Origin of the sequence: Vibrio sp. 10N.222.46.A1 (assembly GCF_041473595.1) — a bacterium.
In the GTDB taxonomy this organism is placed as follows: Bacteria; Pseudomonadota; Gammaproteobacteria; order Enterobacterales; family Vibrionaceae; genus Vibrio; species Vibrio tasmaniensis_A.
In genome coordinates this window covers 1-3205 of the sequence record NZ_JBFRSN010000617.1, presented here as the reverse complement: position 1 = coordinate 3205, position 3205 = coordinate 1, and the positions used below count along the sequence as shown (strand labels likewise).

Sequence of the window (3205 nt, the reverse complement as noted above, 5' to 3'; positions counted from 1 at the left end):
TTTAAGTTTTAAGTTTTAGGTTTAAAGATTAAGCCGTTTCAGCCTCTTTAACTGGAGCTGAGTTACGGATTAGGTGGTCAAATGCACCTAAGCTTGCTTTTGCACCTTCACCCATTGCAATGATGATCTGTTTGTAAGGTACGGTTGTTACGTCACCCGCTGCGAATACACCTTTCATTGATGTTGCGCCATGAGCGTTAATTTCAATTTCACCGCGTGGTGAAAGCTCTACCTTCGAACCCTTCAACCATTCGCTGTTTGGCATCAGGCCGATTTGAACAAAGATACCTGCTAGTTCAATCTGTTTAAGTTCATCGGTGTTGCGGTCTTTGTATTCCAGACCGGTTACGCGGTTGCCATCACCAATCACTTGCGTTGTTTGCGCCATCTTGATGATTTCGATGTTTGGTGTTGCGTTCGCTTTGTCGATAAGCACTTGGTCTGCACGCAGTGTGTCTGCAAATTCAAGTACGGTTACGTGTTCAACGATACCCGCTAAATCAATTGCCGCTTCGATACCTGAGTTACCACCACCGATAACCGCTGTTTTCTTACCTTTGAATAAAGGACCGTCACAGTGTGGGCAGTAAGCGACGCCTTTATTGCGGTAATCTTGCTCACCCGGAACATTCATTTCACGCCAGCGAGCACCGGTACTGGTGATAACCGTGCGAGATCGTAATGTTGCGCCGCTCTCTAGTTCGACGTGGATGTAACCGTCGCCTGTGTCTTCGGCTGCGATGATGTTTGCAGCGCGCTGCTCAGTCATTATCTCAACACCGTACTCTTTTACGTGCTCTTCAAGGCTTGCCACTAATTTAGGACCTGTTGTCGCTTTCACGGAGATAAAGTTCTCAATCGCCATGGTATCCATAACTTGGCCACCGAATCGGTCTGCAACCACACCGGTACGAATGCCTTTACGTGCTGCGTAGATAGCCGCTGAAGATCCTGCAGGGCCGCCACCGACAACCAATACATCAAACGGTGCTTGTTCGTTTAGGTTAGCCGCTTTCTTTTCTGCTGCGCCTGAGTCAACTTTGTTCAGGATCTCAGCCAGAGACATACGGCCTTGACCAAATAGCTCACCGTTAATAAACACGCTGGCGGTAGTTGGTGCTACCGAATCGATAATTTTGTAAACCGCTTGCATAGGTAGGCAAGAGCCGATGAAATTATGAAAGCGGTCACGATCGAACTTGCTTTGCATGTCATCGACAAGGTTCTCTAGCTTAGCTCTTTTTAGATGTAAGCGAACAGAGGTCTTTAGTCGGTCGGCTTGAATGGGCTTCTCTAAGAAGTCTTCCGCACCGCGCTGGATAAGGTCTACAGCAATGTTTACTGAGCCATGTGCCGTCGCGATAATGACGGCGGTTGGTATTTCGTTCGTACTAATCCAATCTAAGACTTCTTCCCCTGGCATGTCGGGCAACTTAAGGTCGAGAATAACAAGCTGTGGAGAGTGCCTTTCAATGAAGGTCTTAGCTTCCACGCCGGTTTCGACGTGGAAGATATCGTAGGGCTCGTCCTTTACGTACTGCTTGTAGAGTACGGCGAGTGAGGTGGAGTCTTCAACTAACAATACCTTAGGGCGCATTGTGTATTCCTTTTGAAACTTTATCCTAACCAATCAATAACATAGTGATATGGAACCATCAATACGAGTCTTGTGTATTTGTTATCTACCGCATGCAATCTTTTAAGGCGCGGTGTGTAGAATTTCCCGCATTGCTACTCATACTGGTTCGCATCTTTATGGGGACTATATTAATAACGACTATGTTGAGTTTTTATCTGAACATCCAAAGTTAACTGAAGCCTGCCTGTTTCCTGTCAAGCAAGGCTTTGATTGAACGCTCTGCGAGTTCTAGTAATTCGTCAACTTGCAGAAATGCCGCATCGTGACTCTGTTCTAGACACTGCTTCTCTAAAGCGCGAGCTAACTCACCCAAAGGGCGATTACCTAATGAGAGTGCGGTGCTGCCAAGAGTATGAACCTCGAACTCAAGTGTTTGAGCGTCGTGCTGAGCGACAGCCTCTTTTATGGCGACCAAGCGTGTTTGTGATTCTTCGACATAATGGTCGATCAAGATCGGGATAATATCCGCACTTGTATCTCGAATCATTTGCTCTAGAACGCTTTCATCAACAAGCTCGCTAACTTCTTGTGAGTTTAGATGTGCAGCTGTGTCTGACGCTAAAGTGGAATTCATCAAACTAAGTCCTTTTGTTGAGCGTAATATCCGTGAGTACTATTAAGTTTTAGTCATTTTCTAGAATAATTTCAACTGCTTGCCTTATAAACAAAGCAATTAATTGCCTTCTCGCCCGAATTGCCACTATGTTTGTGACAAACCTAACGAACTGATTTAAATTTGTTTTCTCTTATGAAATATAAACTTAGGCACCTATTAGCCTGGGTACTAGTAAGCTTAAAGGGGAGAGTGCAGGACAAAGCGAGGCCGATACACATAAAAAAGACCACTGCAGTTACTAACAACAGTGGTCTTAGAGCAGGTTAACTCGCTTGGGCTAAGCTAAGTAGCTATAACCCACATCCCTATAACCCAAATAGCGATAATTTAAACAGCCGTGCTTTAAATATCGAAAAGTAGAACTACGAAGCTTTATCAATCTTTGGCTTTGGGTCGGTTTCTACTTCTTCCTCGCTACTTTCAGAGAAGATATCAGCAACAGCGCTTCTCTCTAGTTCACCTTTTAGGTTACCGTCCTCATCAACAACCGGAAGAGAATAGTCACAAGACATAGTGTCTGGTAGCACTTCTTCAATCACCGCATCAGGCAAAATGGCTGGAACTTCTTCGTATATCTCTTCACTGAAGTCATGCACCGATGAATCTTCAACTGCATCCTGTAGGCTCTCTTGTGTGACTAGACCTTGATAGCCTTCATCCGTTACGTGATAAGCGTAGTCATTTTTCAGCATCTTCATTTGTGCCAAAGCACCTTCAATCGTTTCAGATGTGATTCGATAGAGAGGGGGCTGCATAACGGTTTCAACGGTCAATGCACGAGCACGGTTTACGTCTTTAACGAATGCCTCTACATAGTCATCGGCTGGATTCAGCAGAATCTCATGTGGTGTACCTTGTTGTACCAACTCGCCATCTTTCAAAATTGCGATTCGGTCGCCGAGACGAAGTGCTTCATCCAAATCGTGGGTGATGAAAACAATCGTCTTATG

The 3205-nt window shown here is 45.1% G+C and carries 2 protein-coding genes and 2 pseudogenes; all 4 read right to left on the bottom strand.

The features are described from left to right. Positions 1 to 28 precede the first annotated feature (28 nt). Positions 29 to 1105: pseudogene (gene ahpF / locus AB4496_RS17105) on the bottom strand (alkyl hydroperoxide reductase subunit F); the annotation flags it as partial. A 210-nt stretch (positions 1106 to 1315) separates the two neighbouring features. Beyond that, a pseudogene (locus AB4496_RS17100) lies at positions 1316 to 1597 on the bottom strand (response regulator); the annotation flags it as partial. A gap of 211 nt (positions 1598 to 1808) precedes the next feature. Then, positions 1809 to 2213: an Hpt domain-containing protein gene (locus AB4496_RS17095; RefSeq protein WP_009846763.1), complete on the bottom strand. Its 405-nt coding sequence runs from the start codon at positions 2211 to 2213 to the stop codon at positions 1809 to 1811. Positions 2214 to 2617: 404 nt separating this feature from the next. After that, a partial coding sequence (locus AB4496_RS17090) for a CBS domain-containing protein (protein WP_372131446.1) occupies positions 2618 to 3205 on the bottom strand: 588 nt, incomplete at its 5' end.